The 22,006-nt window shown below is 64.2% G+C and carries 15 protein-coding genes and 1 tRNA gene; 7 read left to right on the top strand and 9 right to left on the bottom strand.

Translation table 11 applies throughout. The features are described 5' to 3' along the window. Window positions 1-60 precede the first annotated feature (60 nt). Entirely contained in the window at window positions 61-1,947 is a 1,887-nt protein-coding gene (locus K0F86_RS07120; protein ID WP_219133761.1) for an MFS transporter, read from the top strand. A gap of 9 nt (window positions 1,948-1,956) precedes the next feature. Here K0F86_RS07120 and K0F86_RS07115 read toward each other — a convergent pair whose 3' ends face one another. Together K0F86_RS07115 and K0F86_RS07110 are read right to left on the bottom strand one after the other, a co-directional pair. Then, window positions 1,957-3,483: an ATP-binding protein gene (locus tag K0F86_RS07115; RefSeq protein ID WP_219133759.1), complete on the bottom strand. Its 1,527-nt coding sequence runs from the start codon at window positions 3,481-3,483 to the stop codon at window positions 1,957-1,959. 8 nt (window positions 3,484-3,491) lie between these two features. Continuing rightward, entirely contained in the window at window positions 3,492-5,015 is a 1,524-nt protein-coding gene (locus tag K0F86_RS07110; RefSeq protein ID WP_219133907.1) for an ATPase domain-containing protein, read from the bottom strand. A 422-nt stretch (window positions 5,016-5,437) separates the two neighbouring features. On the opposite strand from K0F86_RS07110, the gene K0F86_RS07105 reads away from it, so the two are divergent. From K0F86_RS07105 to K0F86_RS07080, 6 genes are all read left to right on the top strand, one after another. Further along, window positions 5,438-6,646, top strand: a complete 1,209-nt coding sequence (locus tag K0F86_RS07105) for an efflux RND transporter periplasmic adaptor subunit (RefSeq protein WP_374197269.1) — start codon at window positions 5,438-5,440, stop codon at window positions 6,644-6,646. Between the two features lie 15 nt (window positions 6,647-6,661). After that, window positions 6,662-9,826 (top strand): efflux RND transporter permease subunit, encoded by a 3,165-nt coding sequence (locus K0F86_RS07100; protein ID WP_219133756.1) that lies wholly within the window; start codon window positions 6,662-6,664, stop codon window positions 9,824-9,826. Between the two features lies 1 nt (window position 9,827). After that, window positions 9,828-11,276, top strand: coding sequence for an AdeC/AdeK/OprM family multidrug efflux complex outer membrane factor (gene adeC / locus K0F86_RS07095; protein ID WP_219133754.1), 1,449 nt, complete (start codon window positions 9,828-9,830; stop codon window positions 11,274-11,276). Between the two features lie 68 nt (window positions 11,277-11,344). Beyond that, complete coding sequence (locus tag K0F86_RS07090; protein WP_219133753.1) at window positions 11,345-11,959, top strand: TetR/AcrR family transcriptional regulator; 615 nt, start codon at window positions 11,345-11,347, stop codon at window positions 11,957-11,959. 101 nt (window positions 11,960-12,060) lie between these two features. Further along, a tRNA-Pro gene (locus K0F86_RS07085) sits at window positions 12,061-12,137 on the top strand. Window positions 12,138-13,023: 886 nt separating this feature from the next. Next, the gene (locus K0F86_RS07080) at window positions 13,024-15,036 is read left to right on the top strand and encodes a S9 family peptidase (RefSeq protein ID WP_219133751.1); all 2,013 of its coding nucleotides are present in this window, start codon (window positions 13,024-13,026) and stop codon (window positions 15,034-15,036) included. On the opposite strand, the gene K0F86_RS07075 is transcribed toward K0F86_RS07080, so the two are convergent. The 7 genes from K0F86_RS07075 to K0F86_RS07045 form a co-directional block, all read right to left on the bottom strand. Beyond that, window positions 15,033-15,749, bottom strand: coding sequence for a glycosyltransferase family 2 protein (locus K0F86_RS07075; RefSeq protein ID WP_219133749.1), 717 nt, complete (start codon window positions 15,747-15,749; stop codon window positions 15,033-15,035). The genes K0F86_RS07080 and K0F86_RS07075 overlap by 4 nt on opposite strands. Further along, entirely contained in the window at window positions 15,746-16,390 is a 645-nt protein-coding gene (locus K0F86_RS07070) for a class I SAM-dependent methyltransferase (protein ID WP_219133748.1), read from the bottom strand. Before K0F86_RS07070 ends, K0F86_RS07075 begins: the two co-directional genes overlap by 4 nt. Continuing rightward, window positions 16,387-17,157 carry a PIG-L deacetylase family protein gene (locus K0F86_RS07065; RefSeq protein WP_219133747.1) on the bottom strand — a complete coding sequence of 257 codons (771 nt, stop codon included), beginning with the start codon at window positions 17,155-17,157 and terminating at the stop codon, window positions 16,387-16,389. Before K0F86_RS07065 ends, K0F86_RS07070 begins: the two co-directional genes overlap by 4 nt. Before the next feature lies 1 nt (window position 17,158). Then, a complete protein-coding gene (locus K0F86_RS07060) occupies window positions 17,159-18,187 on the bottom strand; it encodes an acyl-CoA dehydrogenase (protein ID WP_219133746.1) in 1,029 nt (342 codons plus the stop codon). Between the two features lie 144 nt (window positions 18,188-18,331). After that, a complete protein-coding gene (locus tag K0F86_RS07055; RefSeq protein ID WP_219133745.1) occupies window positions 18,332-18,952 on the bottom strand; it encodes a hypothetical protein in 621 nt (206 codons plus the stop codon). Between the two features lie 194 nt (window positions 18,953-19,146). Then, the gene (locus K0F86_RS07050) at window positions 19,147-19,740 is read right to left on the bottom strand and encodes a hypothetical protein (RefSeq protein WP_219133744.1); all 594 of its coding nucleotides are present in this window, start codon (window positions 19,738-19,740) and stop codon (window positions 19,147-19,149) included. Between the two features lie 147 nt (window positions 19,741-19,887). After that, window positions 19,888-21,966, bottom strand: a complete 2,079-nt coding sequence (locus K0F86_RS07045) for a methyl-accepting chemotaxis protein (RefSeq protein ID WP_219133743.1) — start codon at window positions 21,964-21,966, stop codon at window positions 19,888-19,890. Window positions 21,967-22,006: the final 40 nt, after the last annotated feature.

Here is a 22,006-nt window from a genome sequence, read left to right as displayed (position 1 = left end):
TTGTCGTGCGCAGGATAGTGCTGTATTTTAGCAATTCCTTAATTGCCAGTTCCCCATGCCATGAGTCAAAGCAGCCAGTTTTCCTTATTGTCGCAGCGCCGTTTCGGGCCGTTCTTCTGGACCCAGTTCTTTGGCGCCTTCAACGACAATCTGTTCAAGACAGCGCTGATGGTGATTCTCGCCTATGACGCGCTGAGCTGGACCACGCTCGACCCGTCCACCATCACCAACCTGATCCCCGGCCTGTTCATCCTGCCCTACGTCGTGTTTTCGGCCACGGCGGGCCAGCTGGCCGACAAGTTCGAAAAGGCGGGCCTGGCGCGTTTCGTCAAATGGATGGAGCTGGCCATCATGGCCGTGGCCGCCACCGGCTGGATGACGCATACCCTGTGGCTGCTGGTCGCCGCCGTGGTGGGCATGGGCGTGCATTCGACCCTGTTCGGCCCCGTCAAGTATGCGTATCTGCCGCAGCAGCTGAAACCCGAGGAATTGGTCGGCGGCAATGGCCTGATCGAGATGGGTACCTTTGTCGGCATTTTATTGGGCGAAATCCTCGGCGCCGTCTTGATCGTGCACAAGCCGCTGGGCGTGGAACTGGTGGCCGGCGCGACGATTGCCGTGGCCGTGTTTGGCCTGATCGCCAGCTACCGCGTGCCGCGCACGCCCGCCCCCGAGCCGGACTTGAAGGTGAGCCTGAACTTTGTCGCCGAATCGTTCCGCAACCTGAATTTTTCGCGCAAGAACCGTCCCGTTTTCCTGGCCATGCTGGGCAATTCCTGGTTCTGGTTTTACGGCGCCCTGATCCTGGCGCAATTTCCCGTGTATTCGAAGGATTTCCTGCATGGCGACCACAGCGTCTTCGTGCTGCTGCTGACCGTGTTTTCCGTCGGCATCGGCACGGGTTCCTTGCTATGCGAGCGGCTGTCCGGCCACAAGATCGAGATCGGCCTGGTGCCGTTCGGCTCCATCGGCTTGTCGCTGTTCGGCATCGACCTGTATTTCGCCAGCAATGCGTATGTCAACACGCAGGTGGTCGACGCGCTGGCGTTTGTGGGCCAGGCGGGCGTGCCGCGCATTCTGCTCGACATCGTCATGATCGGCGTATTCGGCGGCTTCTTCATCGTGCCCCTGTTTGCCCTGATCCAGACGCGCTGCGACCCGAAACACATTTCGCGCACGATCGCCGGCATGAATATCCTGAATGCCCTGTTCATGGTGGCGGCGGCCGGCGTCGCCATCGTGCTGCTGGGCCAGGGCTTTACCATACCGCAGCTGTTCCTCGTCACGGCGATTCTGAACGCGCTGGTGGCCGCCTACATCTTCTCGCTGGTGCCGGAATTCCTCATGCGCTTCCTGGCGTGGATTTTGATCCAGACCGTGCACCGCGTGAAAGTCGTCGATGGCGAGCGCATCCCCGCGGAAGGGGCGGCGGTGCTGGTGTGCAATCACGTCAGCTATGTGGACGCCATCGTCATCATGGCGGCCAGCCCGCGCCCGATCCGCTTCGTCATGGACCACCGCATCTTCAAGATGCCGCTGATGGGCTGGATCTTCCGCACGGCCAAGGCGATTCCCATCGCGCCGGCCAAGGAAGACCCTTTCCTGATGGAAAAGGCCTTCATCGATATCGCGCAAGCGCTGCATCAAGGCGAACTCGTCTGCATCTTCCCTGAAGGCAAACTGACGCGCACGGGCCAGATCAGCGAATTCAAGGGCGGCATCGCCAAAATCCTCGAGCGCAGCAAGGTGCCCGTGATTCCGCTGGCGCTGCGCGGCTTGTGGGGCCATCTGTTGAGTCATCGCAATGGCCATTTGTTCGAGCGCGCCTTCAAGGCGGGCTTGCGCTCGCGTCTGTCGCTGGCCGTGGGCATGCCTGTGGCGCCAGAGGCCGCCACGCCGGAATTGCTGCAGCAAAAGGTGCAGGAATTGCGCGGCAAGTGGAAGTAGGGAAATCAGTCACTCCGCCTGCGTAGTGGCCGCCGCCCGCTGCGCCAGGTGCTGCAGCAGCAGGGCGGCGATAGCGTCGAAATCGACGGGTTTGGTCAGGTGATGGTCGAACCCCGCTTGCGCCGTGCGCCCTCCTGCATCGCCCCAGCCCGTCAACGCGAGCATCAGCACGTCGCGCCCCCGTGCTTTCAGGCGGATCTGGCGCGCCGTTTCGTAGCCGTCCATGCCCGGCATGCCCAGGTCCATCACGATCAGTTGCGGCCACAGGGCATCGACGGCGGCCAGCGCCTGTGCGCCGTCGTAGGCGACCCGCACGGCGTGGCCTTCCAGCTGGAGCAGCGTCTGCAGTGAATCTGCCGCATCGTGGTTGTCGTCCACCACCAGCACTTGCACGGCCTGGGCCGACCCGGCCGGCACATCGCTGGCCGGCGTGGCGGCCGGCCCTGCGGGCATGCTGGCGGGCAGGGTGACGACGAAGCGGCTGCCTTGCCCGGGTCCGGCGCTATGCGCTTCGATCTTGCCATCATGCATTTCAGCAAACTGGCGCGCCAGGCTCAGGCCGATGCCCAGGCCGCTGGTCATTTCGCCCGCCACCGTGCGTCCCTGTTCGAACATGGAAAAGATGCGCGCGATGGCGTCCGGCTCGATGCCGATGCCATTGTCTTCCACGGCCACCTGCAGCTGACCGTCGGCCAGCCGGGCCGTAATGTGGATGTGCCCGCCGCTTGGCGTGAATTTGACGGCGTTCGAGACGATATTCGCAAAGATCTGCACCAGGCGCGCATAGTCGGCGTGCAGCATCACCGTGTGCGGCGGCAAGTCCAGCGCGATGCTGATGTTGCGGCTGCTGGCGGCCGGCTGGCACAGCTCGATTACATGGCTGAGGACTTGTTGTAGCGCAATGTCCTTGCGTTGGAGCACTACCTTGCCGCTGGTGATGCGCGCCACGTCGAGCAAGTCATCCACCAGCCGCGTCAGGTGCGTCACCTGGCGTTCGATCACGTCGCTCACTTTGCCGACCTGTTCCGATGCAGGGAACAGGTGCTTGAGCAGGGCCACGGAGGACTTGATGGGCGCCAGCGGGTTGCGCAGTTCATGCCCGAGGCTGGCAAGGAATTCATCCTTGCGCCGCTGCGTCTCGCGCACCTGGTACTGGCGCTGGCGCGCGCGCAGCATGGCGTGCGCCGACGTGATCAGGGTCAAGATGTGCACGGGGCGTTCCAGCAGGGTCAGGTTGCCCAGGGTGGCAATGGCTTGCCGCAAGGGCAGGGAATCGAGCCCCGCGTGCGTCAGCAGGATGATGGGCAAGTCGGACCAGTCCGGCTGCTGCCGGGCATACGCGTCGAGCACGGCATACACGCCCGCATGCAGCGCCTCGTCCACCGTCAGCACGCCGCCGGCGCCCAACGCCAGCTGCTCGGCCAGCTCGTCGGCGGAGCGGCAGGCATGGCTGGCGATGGCGCTGCCCGCCAAGACGGTGCCGGCCAGGGCGGCATCCTGGCCGGCAGGCGCGTAGATCAGGATGCGCTGCTCCATGGCGATTCCTAGGGGAAGGGCGTGCCGCCGACGGTGGGCAAGCCCGACAGGATGCCGTGAAAGCCGGCCAGGGCCGGGCCGATGCGGATGCCCTGCGCGCTGATTTCGAAACGGCGGATGCTGCGTTCGTGCGCACTGCCGCGTTTCTTGAAGACGGAAATGGCTTGCCGCACCTCGCCTTCCGTTTCGTAATAGCGCAGCATGATGACGCCGTCGGCCAGGTAGCTGGCGTCGGCCGAGGTGGTCATCGCGGTGCCCAGCATGTTTTTCTGCACGCCGACCAGCAGGGTGGACACGCCGCGCTGGCTCAGATAATTGAGCAGTTCATGCAGGTAGGTGCTCTGGAAGCGTTCGTCGGGAACCGCATGCATGTAGCCGTTCAGGCTATCGATGACGATCACGCGGGCGCCTTGCTCCGCCGCGTCGACCACGGCCTGGGCAAATTCTCCCGGTGTCAGCTCGGCCGGATCGATCTGCTGTGCGCTCAGCAAGCCCGTGTCGAGCGCCGCCTGCAGGTGCATGCCCACGTTGTCGGCCCGTTTCAGCAGCTTGCTGCGCGCTTCTTCGAACAGGAACATGGCGCACTGTTCGCCGCGCTTTGTTGCCGCGTGCACGAATTGCGCCGCCAGGGTGGACTTGCCGCTGCCGGCGGGGCCGGAAATGAGCGTGCTCATGCCTTCTTCCAGGCCGCCGCCTGTCATGCTGTCGAGTTCGGGCACGCCGCTCGACAGGCGCCGATGGTCGCCATCGCGCCGCGTGTCGGCCGCCACCAGGCGCGGATAGACGACCAGGCCGTCACGGGCGATCTTGTAGTCGTGCGTGCCGCTGCGAAACGGCACGCCCCGGTATTTCACCACGCGCACGCGGCGCCGGTCATTGCCATACGCCTGGTTTTGCAGCTCCAGCGAAATGACGCAATGGGCCACGCTACGCACCTGCAAGCCGTCGTCGAGCGCGGAACGGTCATCGATCAGCAAGGTAGTGCAGTGCCGGCTGGCCAGGTAGCTCTTCAACGCCAGCACCTGGCGCCGGTAGCGCAGGGGGTTTTCCGCCAGTAGTTGCAGTTCGGATAGCGAATCGAGCACCAGGCGGGCCGGCCGATGCTTGTCGATGGCGGCCAGGATGCGCTGGTTGGTCGAGGCCAGTTCGATTTCGGACGGATGGAAGATGGTGTACTGGCGCTCGGGGTCGAGCATGTCGTCGCTGGGCGCCACCTCTTCGATGGCGATGCCGGCCAGGTCCCAGCCGTGGGACAGGGCGGCGCCGCGCAGCTCGACCTCGGATTCGGCCAGGGCGAGATACAGCACGGGTACGCCATTGCGCGCCCCTTCGGCCAGAAATTGCAGCGCCAGCGTGGTCTTGCCTGTGCCGGGCACGCCTTCGAGCAGGTACAGGCGCTCGGCCAGCAAGCCGCCCGTGAGTACGGTGTCGAGGCCGGGAACGCCCGTCGACAGCAGTGGCGGCGCGTCCGGGCCGCTCGCGCCCCCGTGTTGCGCCGTTCCTTGCACCTGCCCTTGCGCCTGTGCTGTCATCATCGCGCCCCCGCTTCGCCACGCCGTGGACAGTATAGTAGCGCGTCTGCCTCCGCATGTCTTTTCGATACCATTGGTAAATAATTATTTGCCACGCCTGGCATGAGGGCCAGTGTTGCGTCCTTGTCGGCCAGTTCAGCAAAGAAATCTTGACCCTGCTAAAGTAATCACGCAATCCACCTTTTCCGCCGTGCCGTTTTTGCCACCGTCCGCCAGGTTCCTGCTCAACTTTGCTGGTGTGCCGCCGCTGTTGCTATCCTCATTTTATTGCCTCATTGATAATTTAATTCACTTGATAGTTGCTTTGTTTCAATTGTAACGATGCTTGACGATTTTAGAATGATCGTTCATTCTTTGATCTGCGTTAATAAATTTAGTCATTTCTAACGACACTAGCCAGCTTCTTTTTCAGAAAGTCCAAGATGCAACCAACCTTTTCATTGACGTCGCCGCGTACGAGCGGCGCTATTGCCGTTCTGTGCGCCACTGTAATCATGGCCGGCTGCAGTAAAAAACAGGAAGCACCTCACGCGCAGCAAGCGCCACAGGTGGTCGTGTTTACTGTTAATCCGGCCGCGTTGCCGATGAGCGCCGAATTGCCCGGCCGTACGAATGCCTACCAGGTCGCCGATGTGCGTCCGCAAGTCGGCGGTTTGATCCAGAAGCGCCTGTTTGTCGAGGGTAGCGACGTGAAAGCAGGCACGGCCCTGTACCAGATCGACTCGGCCACCTACCAGGCGGCATACAACTCGGCCAAGGCCGCGCTGTCGAAAGCCAAGGCCAACCTGCTGACGGCCGGCCCGAAAGCGTCGCGCTACAAGGAACTGGTTGCCATCGAAGGCGTGAGTCGCCAGGAATACGATGACGCCGTCGCCGCGTTCGAGCAAGCCAAGGCAGACGTCGAGTCCGCCACCGCGGCGCTGGAATCGGCCAACATCAACCTGCGCTACAGCACCGTGACGGCGCCGATCAGCGGCCGCACCAGCCGCTCGTCCGTGACGGCCGGCGCGCTGGTGACGGCGGGCCAGGCTGAAGCGCTGACCACGGTACAGCAACTCGACCCGATGTATGTCGACGTGACCCAGTCGAGCACCGACCTGCTGCGCCTGAAACGCCAGATGGCCGACGGTTCGCTCAAGAAAGTGGGCGAAGGCCAGGCCAAGGTTGACTTGATCTTGCCGGACGGCAGCAAGTATGGCGAGTCGGGCAAGCTGCAGTTCGCCGGCGTGACGGTCGATCCGACCACCGGCAACGTGATCCTGCGCGCACTGTTCCCGAACCCGAAAGGCGAATTGCTGCCAGGCATGTACGTGCGTGCGCAGCTGGAAACGGGCGTCGATGAAAAAGCCATTACCGTGCCGCAAGTGGGCGTGACGCGCAACCAGAAGGGCCAGGCGACCGCCTTGATCCTGAACAAGGAAAACAAGGTCGAGCAGCGCGTGCTGACCACCAGCGGCACCGTCGGCACCAACTGGCTGGTGACGTCCGGTCTGGTCGCAGGCGACCGCGTGATCGTGGAAGGCTTGCAAAAAGTCAAGCCAGGCGCGCCAGCCGTCGCCGTGCCGGCCAAGGCCGACGCTGCTCCTGCCGCTGCTGCTTCCGCCGCCGCATCGGCCGCCAGCGCCCACTAATTCAGGAGAATATTAATGGCCCGTTTTTTCATTGACCGCCCGATTTTTGCCTGGGTGGTCGCGATCGTCATCATGCTTGCCGGCGTGATTTCGATCCTCAGCCTGCCGATCGCGCAGTACCCGAGCATCGCCCCGCCGTCGATTTCGATCAGCGGCTCCTACCCTGGCGCCTCCGCCAAGACCGTGGAAGATGCTGTCACCCAGGTCATCGAACAAAAGATGAAGGGTATCGACGGCTTGCGCTACATGGCCTCGTCGAGCGATGCCACTGGCGGCATCAGCATCACGCTGACGTTTAGCAGCGGCACCAACCCGGACATCGCCCAGGTGCAGGTACAGAACAAGCTGCAGCTGGCCACGCCACTGCTGCCGACGGCTGTCACGCAGCAAGGCCTGGTCGTGTCGAAAGCCACGAAGAACTTCCTGATGGTGTTCGGCTTCATTTCCGAAAACGGCAAGATGGACCAGACCGACTTGAGCGACTATGTGGCCGCCAACGTCGTCGATCCGCTCAGCCGTGTTGCCGGTGTGGGCGATGTGACCCTGTTCGGTTCGCAGTACGCCATGCGTATCTGGCTCGACCCGGCCAAGCTGCAAAGTTTTAATCTGACCCCGGCGGACGTGATCACGGCCGTGCAGGCGCAGAATGCGGAAGTGTCGGCCGGTGAACTGGGCGGCACGCCGTCCGTCAAGGGCCAGCAGCTGAACGCGACCGTGTCGGCGCAAAGCCGCTTGCAAACGGTGGAGCAGTTCGGTGCCATCTTGCTGAAAACCACGACCAACGGTGCCATGGTGTACCTGAAGGACGTGGCCAGCATGGAACTGGGCCGCGAGAACTACAACACCGTGGCCCGCTACAACGGCCATGCGGCCACCGGCGTGGCAATCAAGCTGGCGACGGGCGCGAATGCACTCGATACGGCCAATGCGGCGAAAGCCATGCTGGGCAACCTGAGCAAGCAATTCCCTGAAGGCATGAGCTACCAGGTGGCGTTCGATACCACCCCGTTCGTGAAACTGTCGATCGAAGAAGTGGTCAAGACGCTGGTCGAAGCGGTCATCCTGGTGTTCCTGGTGATGTATCTGTTCCTGCAAAACTTCCGCGCCACCCTGATCCCGACCATGGCCGTGCCGGTCGTGCTGCTCGGTACCTTCGGCATCCTGAACGCGTTCGGCTATTCGATCAATACGCTTACCATGTTCGCCATGGTGCTGGCCATCGGTCTGCTGGTCGATGATGCCATCGTGGTGGTGGAAAACGTCGAGCGCGTGATGAGCGAAGAGGGCTTGTCGCCGCTGGAAGCGACGCGCAAGTCCATGACGCAGATCACGGGCGCGCTGGTCGGTATCGCCATGGTGCTGTCGGCCGTGTTCGTGCCGATGGCCTTCTTTGGCGGTTCGACGGGCGTGATTTACCGCCAGTTCTCGATCACGATCGTCTCGTCGATGGTGCTGTCCGTCATCGTCGCGCTGGTCTTTACGCCGGCCTTGTGCGCCACCCTGCTCAAACCGGTCGAAAAAGGCCATCACGCGACGAACAAGGGTTTCTTCGGCTGGTTCAACCGCAGCTTCGACAGCAGCAGCAACAAGTACCAGGGCCTGGTTGGCAGCATGATCCGTCACCGCGGCCGTTCGATGCTGTTGTATGTCATCTTGCTGGCCGGTCTGGTATTCGTCTTCATGCGCCTGCCGACCTCCTTCCTGCCGGAAGAAGATCAGGGCATCCTGTTTACGCAGATTCAATTGCCGACGGGCGCGACGCAAGAGCGTACCCTGAAAGTGATCGAACAGGTCGAAGACCACTTCATGAACAGCGAGAAAGACAACGTCGCTTCCGTGTTTGCCGTCGCCGGTTTCAGCTTCGGTGGTAACGGTCAGAACACGGGTATCGCCTTCGTGCGCCTGAAAGACTGGTCGCTGCGCAAGGACGTGGCGCAAAAAGCGCCTGCCGTGGCCGGTCGCGCCATGGGCAAGTTGTTGCAGATCAAGGACGCGATGGTGTTTACGTTCGCCCCGCCTGCCGTGCTGGAACTGGGTAACGCCACCGGTTTCGACATGCAGTTGCAGGATATCGGCGGTGTCGGGCATGACGCCCTGATGGCGGCGCGTAACCAGTTGCTGGGCATGGCGTCGCAGAATCCGGCCATGGTGGGCGTGCGCCCGAACGGCCAGGAAGACACGCCGCAGTACAAGATCGACATCGACCAGCAGAAAGCCACCGCGCTGGGCTTGCAGCTCTCGGAAATCAACCGCGTGCTGAGCGTCGGCTGGGGTAGTTCGTATGTCAACGACTTCCTCGACCGTGGTCGCGTGAAGAAAGTGTTCATGCAAGGCAATGCCGAATCGCGCATGCTGCCGGAAGACTTGAACAAGTGGTTCGTGCGCAACACGGCTGGCCAGATGGTGCCGTTCTCGGCCTTTGCCACCGGCAAATGGATTTACGCTTCGCCACGCCTGGAACGCTACAACGGCTTGCCGTCCGTAGAGATCCTGGGTACGCCGGCACCGGGCCAAAGCACGGGCGCCGCCATGAACGCGATGGAAGAGATGGTGGCCAAGTTGCCGCCTGGCATCGGCTTCAGCTGGACCGGCGTCTCGCTGGAAGAGCGTGAATCCGGTTCGCAGACGCCGCAGCTGTATGCGCTGTCCTTGCTGATCGTCTTCCTGTGCCTGGCCGCGCTGTATGAAAGCTGGTCGATCCCGTTCTCGGTGCTGCTGGTCGTGCCGCTGGGCGTGATCGGCGCCGTGCTCGGGACGTGGATGTTCGGCCTGTCGAACGACGTGTACTTCCAGGTGGGCTTGCTCACGGTGGTGGGCCTGTCGGCAAAGAACGCGATTCTGATCGTCGAGTTTGCCAAGGAAATGCAGGAATCGGGCATGTCGCTGCTGGACGCGACCTTGCATGCGGTGCGTCTGCGTCTGCGTCCGATCCTGATGACCTCGATTGCCTTCGGCCTCGGCGTGTTGCCACTGGCCATTTCCAGCGGCGCCGGTTCCGGCAGCCAGAACGCCATCGGTATCGGCGTGCTGGGCGGTATGTTGACGGCCACGTTCCTCGGTATCTTCTTCGTGCCGGTGTTCTTCGTGCTGGTGCGTGGCTTCTTCTCGAAGTCGGACGCGCCAACCACGCCGGCGACGCCTGGCGCGCCAGCCGTCACGCTTTCCAAGGATGCACATTAATATGAAAAAATCACTACTCTCCATGGCGGCACTGGCCTTGCTGGCCGGTTGCAGCCTGGCTCCCACGTATGAGCGTCCGGCAGCGCCGGCGCCCACGGCGTGGCCGACCGGTCCTTCCTACAAGGCCGACGCGGCCGCCGCCGACGCCAAGCCGGTGGCGGACGTCGCCTGGCGCGAGTTCTTTGCCGATGCGCGCCTGCGCCAGGTACTGGAACTGGCGCTGGCCAACAACCGCGATCTGCGCGTCTCGATCCTGAACATCGAGAAGGCGCGCGCCACGTATGGCATCGAACGCGCCGCGCTGATCCCGACCCTGTCGGCGTCGGGTGGCCAGTCGGCCACGCGCATTTCGAAAAACGCCAGCCCGACGGGCGAAGCATCGATCAATCGCCAGTACACGGCGAACCTGGGCGTCTCGGCCTACGAGCTGGACTTCTTCGGCCGCGTGCGCAGCCTGTCCGACAGCGCGCTGGAACAATACCTGGGCACGGAAGAAGCACGCCGTGCGCAGCAGATCAGCCTGGTGGCCGAAGTGGCCAGCACCTATCTGAACCTGGTGGCCGACCAGCAGCGCCTGCGCGTGGCGCAAGATACCCTGAAGAGCCAGCAGTCGTCATATGACCTGGCCGTGCGCCGCTTCAGTGCCGGTGCGACTTCCGGCCTGGACAAGTACGATGCCCAGACCAGTGTCGAATCGGCCCGTTCCGACGTGGCTGTGTTCACGAGCCAGGTGGCGCTGGATCAAAACGCGCTGATCCTGCTGGTGGGCGGCCCCGTGCCGGCCGATCTGCTGCCGCCAGCCGAGTTCGGCACCGTGACGGCCCTGGCGGACATCCCGTCCGGCGTGCCGTCGGACGTGCTGCAACGCCGTCCCGACGTGCTGGCGGCCGAGCGCACCCTGCGCGCCGCCAACGCCAACATCGGCGCGGCGCGCGCGGCCTTCTTCCCGCGCATTTCGCTGACGGCCACGGCCGGTTCGGTCAGCGACAATCTGTCGGGCCTGTTCAAGGGCGGCAGCGGCACGTGGAGTTTCCTGCCGCAGATCAGCTTGCCGATCTTCGATGGCGGCGTGAACCGCGCCAACCTCGATATCGCCAAGGTGCAGCGTGAAATCTCCGTGGCGCAATACGAAAAGGCGATCCAGGTCGCCTTCCGTGAAGTGTCCGATGCGCTGGCCCAGCGCGGCACCATCGACGAGCGCCTGCAATCGCAGGTCTCGCTGGTCGAAGCGTCGACGAAGAGCTACACCATCCACGATGCGCGCTACAAGCAGGGCGCCGAGTCCTACCTGAACGCCCTGGTGGCCCAGCGCGCGCTGTACACGGCGCAGCAAAGCCTGATCACGGCGCGCCTGGCCAAGTCGACCAACCTGGTGACCTTGTACAAGGTGCTGGGCGGCGGTTGGCAGCCTGAGCAGACAGCCGTCGCGGCGGCTGGCGGTGTCCAATAATCACGGGGACGCCGACGCCGGCCTTGCCCTTGTCCGCAGGGGCAGGGCCGGCGCGCTACTGGAAAATCATGAACCAAGTTGAAAAGAAGCATCCGGATCCCGAGCGCGCCAACACGCGGCGCAAGCAGGTGCTCGATGCGGCCGAAAGCTGTTTCAGCCGCCGCGGCTTCCACGGCGCCAGCATGGCCGAGATCTCCAAGGCGGCCGGCATGAGCGCGGGTCACATCTATAATTATTTTGACAGCAAGGATGCGATCATCGCCGCATTCGTCATGCAGAATACGGAACGGGTATCGAACCTGATGCAGGACCTGGCGCAGCGCGAAGACCCGCTGCAGGCCGTGATCGACAATGCGGGCGAGCATGTGCTCGAAGCGCTGGACCCGACAACGTGGATGATGCCGCTGGAAATCTTTGCGGAAGCGTCGCGCAATCCGGCGATCGCCGAAATGCTGCAATGCTCGGACCGGCGCTCGCGCCAGCTGTTTCTCTCCATCATCCGCGATGCGCGCATCAAGCGCGGCTTGCCGGCCGATGAAGAGATGCTGCAAGGCCGCCTGAACGCCCTGGTCGCCATGTACCAGGGCTTGCCCGTGCGCTTCATTCACAATCCGGACGTGAAAGTCGAGCCTCTGATCGCGGGCTTCCGCATCATCCTGACGGCGCTGTTGCTGAGCGAATAAGCGTTTTTCCGGGGATTGAAAAAAACTTTGCGCAGTTCGATATGAATCAAGCGCAAAGCATGGCAAAAACCTAAAAGCCTCTGCTATAATTCCCACCTCGTCGGGGCGTAGCGCAGCCTGGTAGCGTACATGCATGGGGTGCATGGGGTCGGAAGTTCGAATCTTCCCGTCCCGACCATTAGATTCAAGGATTTAGGCCACTCTTCGGAGTGGCCTTTTTCTTGTGTGTGAGTTTTTATCCCTGCTGACGATTCCTTCGCAGCTTGCATGGTAATCCTCATTTACACAGCGTGCTAAAAGTAGAGGTTAGCGGTGCCACGTCGGCCGCAGGCTTGTTATGCGGCGCGCTCATCTGGCTGGGCGCGTGCTCCTTCTTCTCATTGGTGTATTTCGTCATCGTCAAATCCATCGCCCCAAGGCTGATGAGAACTCCAGATGCTGGAGGCGGCAACCATTTTTGGCAGAGGGGGATATCACCATCCCGCAGCGCGGGGACTCTCCGCGCACCGTGCCACCACAGTGTTTTTCAGGAAGGGCGTACCAGGGCGGATTTTCCGCGGCCCGGATAGGGTACGAACAGGACACCGCCGACGTCAACTGTCGTTGACGCGGCCCGCCCTTTGGTTTACTGCTTCGTTCGTGTCCGTTTGTCGCCGCTGACCCCGTGCGCCGCCGACACCGAACGACCGCCATGTGTCATTCAGGTTCAAAGGGCAGAGTGCACGGGATTTGTTCAATGGTCTCGGGCCTGACGTGCGGCGCGAGCATGCCTGCAGCGGCGATCCTGAGGACCGCGAGCGGCGCCGAGGGCATCTTCTGTGCGTCTACAGCAGGGAAAACGGCTACACGTGCCTGCTTGGACTTGACCTGCGTACCGGCACGAGCGCCGCTGGCCGCGCTCGCGTCAGTGATTTGACGGACCTGCCAGCCCCCGTTTTCGCCATTCTATCCCCCGATTTCCGTCCCCTGTCGCTGTCATCAACCTGGCAACACGGCTTTCGCCTATGATTTGCTGGCACATGCACGTGTGATGTTTCCCTTCATCCAGTAACCATGAGGTGTCCATGATTCGCTATGCCCTGCCTGCCCTGTTGTTTGCCGCCGCGCTGCCGGCGCACGCCCAAGCCCCTGTCAATCACACGCCGCTGATCGAGCGGGCGAAGATCTTTGGTAATCCCAGCAAGTCCGGCGGGCGCATCAGCCCGGATGGCAAGTGGCTGTCGTGGATCGCGCCGCGCGATGGCGTGCTCAATGTGTGGGTGGCGCCGGCCAGCGACCCGGCGCAGGCGCGCCCGCTGACGCAAGAGAAGGTGCGGCCCATCCGCGGCAGCTTCTGGTCGCCCGACTCGACAACCCTGCTGTTCATCCAGGACAAGGGCGGCGATGAAAACTTCCTGCTGTATGGCGTGAACGTGGTAACGGGCAAGCAGATCAATTACACGCCGTTCGAGAAGACGCGCGTGCGGATCGTCCAGATCAGCAGCAAGGTCAAGGACCGCATCCTGGTGGGCATCAATAACCGCGATGCGCGCTGGCACGACGTGTACAGCCTGGAGCTGGCCAGCGGCAAGCTGACCCTGGTGCAGCAGAACGATGGCTATGGCGGCTACCTGGCCGATGAATTGCTCAATTTGCGTATGGCCAGCAAGGCGCGCGCCGATGGCGGCATGCAGTATTTCCGCCTGACGGACGGCAAGGTCGAGAGCACGCCGCTGACCGAGGTGGGCCTGGAAGACTCGCAGACGACGGCGCCGCTGGCGTTTACGGTCGATGGCAAGACCTTGTACTGGACCGATTCGCGCGGCCGCAATACCTCGGCGCTGCTGGCGCAGGATGTCGCCAGCGGCAAGACCACGCTGGTGGCGCAAGACCCGCGCGCCGACATTTCTGACGCCCTGTACGACACGCGCACGGGCAAGGTGCAAGCCTATTCCGTCGACTATCTGCAGCAGGAATACCTGCCGCTGACGGACGACCTGAAGGCCGACCTGGCTTTCCTGAAGAAGCATGCGAAGGGCCAGTTCAACGTGACGTCGCGCACGGAAGCTGACGACAAGTGGCTGGTGGGCGTCGATACCGTCACGGCGCCGGCATCGAGCTGGCTGTATGAGCGCAAGACCAAGAAGCTGACGCAGCTGTACGTCACGCGCCCGGAACTGGAAGGCGCGCCGCTGGTGCCCATGTACCCACAGGAAATCAAGGCACGCGACGGCCTGACCCTGGTGTCTTACCTCACCCTGCCGCATGCATCGAAGGCGAATGCTGGCGGCAAGGCCACGCAGGCGGTGCCGATGGTGCTGCTGGTGCACGGCGGGCCATGGGCGCGCGATACCTACGGCTACAACGGCTACCACCAGTGGCTGGCCAACCGCGGCTACGCCGTGCTGTCGGTGAACTACCGCGGCTCGACGGGCTTCGGCAAGCAATTCATCTCGGCCGGTGACCTGCAGTGGGGCCGCAAGATGCATGATGACTTGCTCGACGCGGTGCAATGGGCCGTCAAGAGCGGCGTGACCACGGCGGACAAGGTGGCCATCATGGGCGGCTCCTACGGTGGCTACGCCACCCTGGCCGGCATGGCGTTCACGCCGACGACGTTTGCCTGCGGGGTCGATATCGTCGGCCCGTCGAACCTGTTTACCCTGCTGCAAACGATTCCGCCGTACTGGGAAGCGGGCAAGCAGCAGTTTTACAAGCGCATGGGCGATCCGACCACGGAAGACGGCCGCGCGCTGCTGAAGGAGCGCTCGCCGCTGAACTTTGCGCAGAACATCCAGCGGCCCTTGCTGATCGGCCAGGGGGCGAACGACCCGCGCGTCAACGTGGCCGAGTCGGACCAGATCGTGGCGGCCATGGCGGCCAAGAATATCCCCGTCACGTATGTGCTGTTCCCCGATGAAGGCCATGGCTTTGCCCGGCCCGTCAACAACATCGCTTTCAATGCGGTGACGGAAAACTTCCTGGGGCAGTGCCTGGCGGGCCGCGCCGAGCCGATCGGTGCGACCCTGAAGGCGTCCACCGCGCAGGTCAAGCATGGCGCCGAATTTGCGCCGGGTTTGCCGGAGGCGATGCGCTAAGTCGGCGTCAGGTGTGGTGACGCTTCCATCTCCGCCACCACCTGCAGCAAGGTATCGCCAAAGCCGCCCCGTGCCCTGGCCTGGCGGCGGGCGCTGGTGGTGACGCGCGGCGCGGCGCTCCAGGCGATGTGCGCGCCGCATTCTTGCAGCGCGGCCACCATGGCCACGTCTTCGCTGCAGGCCAGTGGCGCGAAGCCGCCGGCGCGCAGGTAGGCGCTGGCGCGCACGCCGAAGTTGGCGCCATGGATGTGGCGGTGGCCGTCGGCATCGGTGTAGGTCTGGGCGAAGTGCCGGCGCAGCGCAGCGGCACTGGGGCCGTGCGGCGACCAGTCGTCCACCGCCACCGTGCCGCAGACGGCATCGGCGTCCAGGCCCAGCTGGGTACTCAGCCAGGAGGGCGAGACGCGCGTATCCGCATCCGTAAAGGCCAGCCAGCGGGCGCCGCGCTGCAGCAGCTGCCGCGCGCCGGCGGCGCGCGCGGTGCCTACGTTCCGCGCATGGATGGCGATGCAGTCGAGACGCCAGCGCAGGTCCGCCTGCATGGCATGCGCCAGCACGATGCGCTGCGACTGGTCGCTGCAGGCATCGAGCACGATGACGATGCACACCGCCTCGCCATGCAGCAAGGGACAGGTGGCGGCAAGGCGCAACGCGTCCAGGCAGGCGCCCAGGCATGCTTCTTCGTTATGCACGGGCACCACCACGCCGATCATGCGAAACCCTCGCGCTGCGCCACCGAGCGCGCATCGTTCGACCAGATCCCCAGCAGGAAGTCGCTTTCTTCGTGCCGCAGCACGCGGTGCAGGCCGGGCGCGTCCTGGAAGGCCGCATGTACGCGCACGGTCGAGACGATGCGCTGCGCGAACGGCGCGCGCCAGTGGCACAGGACGATGCTGCCGCCCGGCGCCAGGCTGGCGATGCTGTGTTCGACCACACGCGCCAGCTCTTGCACCGACAGGTAATAGGCGATCTCGCTCAGGACGATCAGGTCGAACTTCTCGGCGCCGGGCAGGATGCGCGGCCAGTCCCGCGGCAGCCGGTGCTGCGCGAGGCTGACGTTGGCGCCGCATCCGGCGTCGAGCAGGCGCTGCTGCGCCAGCCCCAGCGCTTCGGCCGAGAGGTCGGCCGCCAGCACGCGTTCGCAGCGTCGCGCCAGTTCGGCCGTCAGCTCGCCATTGCCGCAGCCCGGTTCATAGGCGTGGCGGTAGCGCCGCTGCGGCAGGCTGGCCAGCAGCAGGGCGCGCTTGCGCTCCTCGTACCAGCGCTGGCGCACCCGCCACGGGTCGGCATCCTGGCGATACAGTTGTTCGAAATAGCGGCCGCGCTGGTCGTCCGGCGTGGAAGTAGCGCTCATAGAAAATACACCTCCCACGCATGCAGCAGGCGCTGCAAGGCGTCGCCGGCGACGATGGCGGGGCGGCCCGTCGACGGGTCATCCTGCATCTGGCTGGCGAAGCAGCGCAGTGCCGCGCGCTTGCGCTGCAGGACGGGCGCCGGCAATGGCAGGCGGCGCGCGCGCTGCCACGGCACGCGCATGTCGCCCGGCGCGGCCCAGTGCCAGCCCCAGACGGGCATTTCCACCAGGGTGGCGCCGCTGGCCGCGCAGGCCGCGGCGCAGGCCCGGCCGCATGCTTCATGGTCCGGATGGCCGTCCAGGCGCCAGGTGGTGAAGACCCTGTCGCCGGGACGCAGCTGCGCTGTCAGTGCGGCACTCAGCTGCGGCGTCATGCCGGTTACGCCGCCATCGGGCAGGTGCAGGCGCAGCCATGCGGGCGACGCCAGTCCCAGCGTGGCCAGCGCCTGCGCGGATTCTTGCGGACGCACCTGGCGCAGGCGTTCCTGCGGCCAGAGGGGCGAGTCCGGGTGGCTGGCGTCGCCATCGGTGACGGCGATCAACAGCAATTCGCTGCCTTGCGCCGCCAGCAGTTGCAGCAAACCGCCGCAGGCGAGGATTTCATCGTCGGGATGGGGCGCGACGATGACGGCGCGCGTGCCTGGCGGCACCAGTGCGTGCGCGCCGATGCAGGGCAGGTCGTTCAGTCCCGGCCAGGATAGCCATACCTGGTCCGGCGTGCCGCTGCCTTCGATGCGGCGCGCTTGCGTATCGGATTGGGCCAGCATGTCAAAGCGCCCACGGATGGTCTTCGGCGCCGGCGACGATACCGCCCAGCACGGCCTGATCGCGTTCGGCATGGCTCTGGCGCAGGAAGACGGGCAGGTCGGCCGCCAGGCGTGCAAAGCGGGCATCGCGGCACAGGGGGCCGGCGCCCAGCGCACGCGTGGCCAGGTGCAGGACCAGGGTGGCGGCGTCTTCCACCGTCAGGCGCAGCCGCAGCGCCAGGCCCATGGCGTCGCGCTGCGGCTGTGCGTCGATCTCGGCGGCGCCTTCGCGCAGCAGGGCGCCGGCGGCGCGCAAGGCGCAGTCGATCTGCCCCAGTTGCGCCAGGCGCACGGGATCGGGCGCGGCGTGCTGCGCGCGCGCATGCAGGTGGCCGGCGACGGCGCAGGCCGCGCCATACCAGGCTGCCGCGATGCCGGCGCCGCCATGCCAGAAGCCGGGGCGCTCCAGGTAGGCGCCCGGAGCGCCCACGGGAAAGGCCCGCGCGCCGGAAAAGGTCACGTCGACGCTGGCGCAGGCGAGCATGCCGACGGCTTGCCAGCCTTCATCCGTGACGTGCACGCCCGGCTGCGACAGCGCCACGGAGGCCAGGCAAGCCTGGCCGTCCTCATTCCAGCAGCTGATCAAGGCATGGCTGAGTCCCTTCGCCCCGGAGCACCAGGCCTTGCGGCCCTCGAGCACATAGCGGCCATCGGCCGCCTGCTGCAACTGCACGCGCGCGCCCGGCATTTCCGCGCACCATACGCCCCAGCTGCTGCCGGCCGGCACGCCGGGACCGTCGATTTCCGCCAGGATGGCCAGCGCATCGGTATGGCCCTCGTACAGCTTGAGCAGGGAAAGGTCGATGGCGGCGATGGCGGCCAGCATTTGCCAGCGCTGCAGGGTGGCGCCGTGGCCGGGCAGGGGTAATTGGTCCAACCCCGCGTGGCGCAGGCGCTGCAAGCCGTCGATCGGGTGGAAAGTGTTGTCCTGTGGCTGCAGCAGGGCGGCCAGCGCAGTGTTGGACGGCAGGGGAAAGGCGTTAGACGACATGGCAAGCTCCTGTTTTTCAACAGGATAGCTTTCTGTTTTCGCAATGTATGTTCGATTCTGCACATACACTCGCCAACGGCCTCAAGTCTATGGCGCGGCCGCGGCAAGCCGCAGGGCCGGCTGGCCCCACAGCCGATCCAGCACTTATTTTTTCACGTAGTGCATGTCCAGTACATACGCACCCTTGTCCAGCATCACCGTATACAGGTCGTTACCGCGCAAGGACAGGCCGCCGGGGATGCTTTGTGCAGCTTGCATGCCTTCGTCCCACATGCACGATTCGCCATTGTCCACGTCAACGCACCACTGTTGCTGGTTTGCTCGCAGCACATATTTCACGGTGGTGCCGGTCCGCTGGTAGCTGTAGGCAGGGGCCGACGAGGTGATCTTGTCGACGCGCAAGCTCGTTGCCGCGGCATTTTCCGCCAGCTTGATCAGCATGTCGGCGGTGCCGTCCGGCTTGCCGGTGATCTTCGCGTTGATGCTGTCTGTCGCGACCACGGGGCCGGAGCAATCGGCCTTGAAGTAAGTCTCGCCGGTCGGCGTCAGTTCCAGCGAACCGCTGCCGTCGCTCTTGAACGCGATGACCAGCGTTTGACGGTCGTGATCGTCGCAGGCCGACTGCCAGGTGCCGATATACGCTGCCAGCGGCGAGGCGCTGCCGGAATCGCCGGCAAGCTGCTGTGTCGTACCGCCGCCACCGCCACCACAGCCGGTCAAGAGTGCCGCGGCCGAGCCGGCCAATACTGCCAATAATTTTTTCATGCATCATCCTTTTTCATCCGGCAGCAGTGCCTGCCGTCAACGCGGCCTGATTATAGGAGTATTGATAGGGAGCAATTCTCCCCAAATCTATCAGCGACTTGATTTAGATCAATATCTTTCCCAGGAGGACGATACTGCATCAGGTCGACAGTGATGCCAGATGCGCCGCGCCGGCCGTATCTGGCGCAGTTTGCCTACTTGCGGGTCAAGACAAAGTTTGTCTTGTAGACGGCCGCATCCGGCAAGAGCAGATACAGCTTGTCGCCTTGCAGGTACAAGCCACCCGTTTGCGTGCTGGCGGGTTCCTGTCCCGCGTCAATGGCGCAGGAGCGCGGCTTGTCCGGGTGAGTGACGCACCAGGCCGGATTCCCCAGTTCGACGGAATAGATCAGGTCCTTGCCGGTGAAGACGTTCGTATAGACGGGACTGCGGAGCGTGATTTTGTCGATGCTGGTGGTGTTCGTGGCGCCAGCAGGGTTGAGCTGGACTTGCACCTCGGCCGTGCTGCCATAGCTAACGGTGGATGTGGCGGAGGGGCTTTGGGTGGCAAATGGCGTGCCGGAGCAGTTTGCGGTCTCGAAGTGCTCGATCTTGTCGGCGATTTCCAGGCTGCCGTCGGCTTTGCTGGTGATGGTCATCGTCTCGATCGCCTTGTCCTGGCAGGGCGTCTGCCAGCTGCCCGCATACACGGCCAAAGGCGCTGCGGCCTGTTCGGAAGGAGTGGAAGAGCCGCCGCCGCAAGCGGCCAGCAGTGTGGAAGAGGTAAGTACTGCGAGGGTTTTTTTCATGTATTTCCAATAATCGGCTAAATGGCGCGCCATGCGCGCGCCAGATTATACGAAATATTTCCACATGGAAATTCACGAAAACTCACCATGCTGCTGCGCCACCCGCAAAGAGCGGTATCTTTGCGGGTTAGCGTCGCCTCATTGCGCTTAAAACTCTTCCCAGTCATCGCCGGCCGGTGCCTTGGCGGCCGCGCGCGGCGTTGCCTGCGGCTTGGCGACGCTCAGGCGCTTGACGGGCGCCGGTGTTGTTGCCGTCACGGCGCGCGGCGTGGCCATGCTTGCAGCCGGCGCCGCCTGGCGTACCTGCTCGCCAAGCTTGAACACGCTGACCACCTGGGCCAGATGGCTGGCCTGGTCTTGCAAGCTTTCGGCGGCCGCCGCCGCCTCCTCGACCAGGGCCGCGTTTTGCTGCGTCACGCCATCCATCTGCGCCAGCGCCTGGTTGACCTGGGCGATGCCGTCGCTTTGCTCGGTGGTGGCAACGCTGATGTCGGCCATGATTGCGGTCACCTTGCGTACGCTGTCGACCACCTGCTCCATGGTGGCGCCCGCTTCATCGACGAGCTTGCTGCCGGCGGCCACCTTGCCCACGGAATCGTCGATCAGCAGCTTGATTTCCTTGGCCGCCGCCGCCGAGCGTTGCGCCAGGTTGCGCACTTCCGTGGCGACGACGGCGAAGCCGCGTCCCTGTTCACCCGCGCGCGCCGCTTCCACGGCCGCGTTCAGGGCCAGGATATTCGTCTGGAAGGCGATGCCATCGATGACGCTGATGATGTCGACGATCTTGTTCGACGAGTCATTGATCGAGGTCATGGTTGCTATCACCTTGCCGACCACTTCGCCACTCTTCTGCGCCACGCTCGATGCGGAAGCGGCCAGTTGATTCGCCTGGCGCGCATGGTCGGCGTTTTCCTTCACCGTGCCCGTCAGCTCTTCCACCGAGGCAGCCGTCTCTTCCAGCGAACTGGCTTGCTGTTCCGTGCGGGCCGACAGGTCGTTATTGCCTTGCGCGATCTCCGCGCTGGCACGGGCCACATTGTCGGCGCTCGCTTGCACTTGCAGCAGCACGGCGTGGATCTTTTCCACGAAGGCGTTGAACCCCTTGCCGATCACGGCCAGCTCGTCGGTGCCCTTGACTTCGAGCTTCACGCGCAGGTCGGCGTCGCCGCTGGACAGGTCCGTCATGGTGCGGCCCAGGGTGCGCAGCGGTCGCGTCAGCTGGTTGACGACGAGGATCAGAATGCCGGCCGTGGCGGCCGCGCACAGCAGGGCGACGATCAGGGTGTAGATCATCAGGTCGCGCGCCGAGGCGGTGGCCACGCTTTTCGGGAAGTTCAGTTCCACGCTCCACGGCGCGATATCGGGGTGGATCTGCAGCGGCTGCAGCAAGTGGATGTAGCCCTTGTCGTCTTCGTATTCATACGCCTGGCCCTGGCGCACCTTTTCCAGGCCGGCAGCCGGCACGTCGTCGGCCTTCTTGCCCAGCCGCTCAGGTGCGGGATGGCTGGCGTACAGGCCGCCGTTCGAGATCAGGGCCAGCTTGCCGCCCTCGATCACTTTCAGGCCGGCCAGGATCTTCGCCAGGCGCGTGAGCATGAAGTCGGCGCTGGCCGTACCCTTGAAGCCGCCATCGATCATGATGGGTGCCACCAGCGAGGCCATCAGCACATCCTTGCCGTCGACGGGGTAGATGTACGGTTCCGTAAAGAAGGTTTTGCCGGTGCGCTTGGGCACGTCGTACCAGTCGTTGGCGCCCGGCTTCGGATCGAAGACGATGGGTTCGACTTGCAGCTTGCCGCCGGCGCCCCGCGTCCAGTAGGGCATGAAGCGGCCGCTGGCGTCGTAGTTCGGTTTCTGGTTGGCAAATTCCGCATCCTTGCCGTCGAGCGCGTTCGGTTCCCACGTCACGGCCGCGCCCAGCAAGTCTTCCGAACTGGTCAGCGTGGCCTTGGTCAGTTCATTGATCTGCTCGCGCTGCAGGGGCAGGTTCGCGCTTTTCGTGCCGCGCATGGCGCCGGCCAGGCTGCTGACGCTGGCCAGGTTGCTGGCGATGCGCGCCTGCAGCGCGCCCGCCACTTCGCGCGCCGACGTGCGCGCCAGTTCCAGTGCGGCGGCCTCGGCGCTGGCGCTGCTCTTGTAGCCGATCACCGCCGCCGTGACGCCCAGGCTGAGGACGGCGAGCGCGGTGGCGGCGACGCAGATTTTGCTGTTCAGTGATAGTTGCATGAGGCTGTTCCTTGATGGGGATAGGTATCGGTGTCTCGGG

The sequence above is a fragment of the Janthinobacterium sp. UMAB-60 genome (assembly GCF_900095235.1).
Taxonomy (GTDB): Bacteria; Pseudomonadota; Gammaproteobacteria; order Burkholderiales; family Burkholderiaceae_D; genus Janthinobacterium.
The sequence above is the reverse complement of the archived record's forward strand: the minus strand, read 5'-3'. Positions and strand labels throughout refer to the sequence as shown.

Excerpts from the sequence above, each read along its gene's own strand:
- K0F86_RS07050 (WP_219133744.1), bottom strand. The coding sequence starts at position 19,740 with ATGAAAAAAACCCTCGCAGTACTTACCTCTTCCACACTGCTGGCCGCT.
- K0F86_RS07100 (WP_219133756.1), top strand. The coding sequence starts at position 6,662 with ATGGCCCGTTTTTTCATTGACCGCCCGATTTTTGCCTGGGTGGTCGCG.
- K0F86_RS07070 (WP_219133748.1), bottom strand. The coding sequence starts at position 16,390 with ATGAGCGCTACTTCCACGCCGGACGACCAGCGCGGCCGCTATTTCGAA.
- K0F86_RS07105 (WP_374197269.1), top strand. The coding sequence starts at position 5,438 with ATGCAACCAACCTTTTCATTGACGTCGCCGCGTACGAGCGGCGCTATT.
- K0F86_RS07090 (WP_219133753.1), top strand. The coding sequence starts at position 11,345 with ATGAACCAAGTTGAAAAGAAGCATCCGGATCCCGAGCGCGCCAACACG.
- K0F86_RS07045 (WP_219133743.1), bottom strand. The coding sequence starts at position 21,966 with ATGCAACTATCACTGAACAGCAAAATCTGCGTCGCCGCCACCGCGCTC.
- adeC (WP_219133754.1), top strand. The coding sequence starts at position 9,828 with ATGAAAAAATCACTACTCTCCATGGCGGCACTGGCCTTGCTGGCCGGT.
- K0F86_RS07115 (WP_219133759.1), bottom strand. The coding sequence starts at position 3,483 with ATGGAGCAGCGCATCCTGATCTACGCGCCTGCCGGCCAGGATGCCGCC.
- K0F86_RS07120 (WP_219133761.1), top strand. The coding sequence starts at position 61 with ATGAGTCAAAGCAGCCAGTTTTCCTTATTGTCGCAGCGCCGTTTCGGG.
- K0F86_RS07110 (WP_219133907.1), bottom strand. The coding sequence starts at position 5,015 with ATGACAGCACAGGCGCAAGGGCAGGTGCAAGGAACGGCGCAACACGGG.
- K0F86_RS07060 (WP_219133746.1), bottom strand. The coding sequence starts at position 18,187 with ATGTCGTCTAACGCCTTTCCCCTGCCGTCCAACACTGCGCTGGCCGCC.
- K0F86_RS07065 (WP_219133747.1), bottom strand. The coding sequence starts at position 17,157 with ATGCTGGCCCAATCCGATACGCAAGCGCGCCGCATCGAAGGCAGCGGC.
- K0F86_RS07075 (WP_219133749.1), bottom strand. The coding sequence starts at position 15,749 with ATGATCGGCGTGGTGGTGCCCGTGCATAACGAAGAAGCATGCCTGGGC.
- K0F86_RS07080 (WP_219133751.1), top strand. The coding sequence starts at position 13,024 with ATGATTCGCTATGCCCTGCCTGCCCTGTTGTTTGCCGCCGCGCTGCCG.
- K0F86_RS07055 (WP_219133745.1), bottom strand. The coding sequence starts at position 18,952 with ATGAAAAAATTATTGGCAGTATTGGCCGGCTCGGCCGCGGCACTCTTG.